This is a genomic window from Kitasatospora sp. NPDC091257 (assembly GCF_044757675.1).
GTDB lineage: Bacteria > Actinomycetota > Actinomycetes > Streptomycetales > Streptomycetaceae > Kitasatospora > Kitasatospora lactacystinica.
Genome location: NZ_JBIVVI010001607.1, coordinates 1 through 1,628 on the forward strand (window position 1 = coordinate 1; position 1,628 = coordinate 1,628).

At 72.6% G+C, this 1,628-nt stretch carries 1 protein-coding gene; it reads right to left on the minus strand.

Annotation, left to right across the window (positions count from 1 at the left end; all coding sequences use genetic code 11):
• Nucleotides 1-1,628 (minus strand): hypothetical protein (locus ACIQOV_RS40690; RefSeq protein WP_401056080.1); only part of this gene is annotated, 1,628 nt, incomplete at both ends.

A 1,628-nucleotide genomic window follows, 5' to 3' on the forward strand; every position in this document is an offset into this window, starting at 1 on the left:
GGTGCGGGGCGCGAGCCAGAGCGCGAGCGGGAGGTGGAGCCGGCCGGGCCGTGGGTGCCGCGTCCTTGCTGTCGGCTTCGCCGCGCAGCAGCCGCTCGGCCTTGGCGAGGGCCTGGGCGTACTCGGCCTGGAAGGTGGCGTCCTCTTCCGGGGTGAGGACCGGGATCGGGGCGCTCTCGTACAGGGCGATCAGGCCGGGGAAGGTCTTGCCTTCCTTGACGGCCTTGAAGGTGCGGGCCTTGTAGAGCTGGCCGCCCTGGATGAGCCAGGCGACGCCGGCGGTGACCGGGCCGCGGGCGGCCTCTTCGCCCTTGAACGCGGCGTCGATGGCGTCGGCAGCGCGGAAGTAGCGCGGGATCGGCTCGATGCGCATGCCGGGCGGCAGGACGCCGTCGGCGGCCATGTGCTGCGTGGTGCTGGAGTTGGTGCGCCCGAGGCTGACCGTGCCGTTCTTCGCGTTCGCCCTGATCTTGTCCTTGTCGCCGAGGTCCTCCAGGTGGATGGACTGCGCGGCGAAGCGGATCCCGAAGCCCATCTTGCGCCCCGTGGACTGGAAGGCGGAGATCAGGCCGACGACCCACAGCTTGAAGTCCTTGGGCACGTCCGCGTCGGAGGCGAGGATCAGGTTGAGCTCGTCCAGCGTCAGGTTCGCCAGCGACCACGGCTTGTTCAGCTCGAACGCGCCCCAGCCGTTCTCCGAGCTGACCTTCTGCCGGTACTTGGCGACCGCGTACGCGGCGGCCAGCGTCGCGCCGACCGCCGCGATCCCGGCGCCGAACGAGTACACCCTCCCGTTGGCCTCCGGCAGCGACATGCCGTCCTGCGCGTCCGCGACGATCGACACGACACCGGAGATCCGCTCGGCGGCGATGATCGTGTTGAGGGTCACCGACTTGCCGGCGCCCGGCGCGCCGACGAAAAGGTCGGTGACCGCGCCGAGGGCCGGGTCGTACAGCGGGATCCTTGAGGGCCGGCCGTCGTGGCGCAGCCCGGTCTGGATCCGCCCGTCGGCGTCCATCGTCAGGTCCTCGACGGTGGCGCAGCGGATGTCGATCAGCGGGTGCTCCTCGTAGAAGGAGACGACGCCGTCGCCCAGGCCGTCGGTCTCCACGACGACCAGGTCGTGGTCCTTGATGCCGAGGGCGCGGGCGATCGGGCGCTGCGGCAGGTCGACCAGGCGGCCCTCGGCGGCTTCGACGCGGGCGACGATCCGGTTGGGCTCGCGCCGGTGGTCGACCAGGTGCATGCCGGGGGCGGCGCCGCCGTCGGCGGCGACCTTCTCCGCCCACAGCCGCTCGAACGTCCACGCCTGCTCCTCGGCGGCGAGAGTGGGACGGGCGGTGAGCAGCATCCGGCCCGGACCGGAGCCGGGGACCGGGGTCAGGGTGACGGTGCCGGGCGGGAAGTCGAAGGCTGCGGCGAGTCTGGCCTCGTCGACCTTCGGGACCGCCTTGCCCTGCCGCGCGACGACGACGGCCTGGAAGTCCGGTCTGTCGTCGGCGTACTGCTGCACGGACGTGAGGATGGTGTCGGGGGCGTGGCCGGCGGTGTCCCAGAGCCGGGCGAGCAGGCCGGGGTAGCCGGGCTCGTAGGTCTTGGGCGGCGGCCCGGCCGGGGCCGGTGCCGGG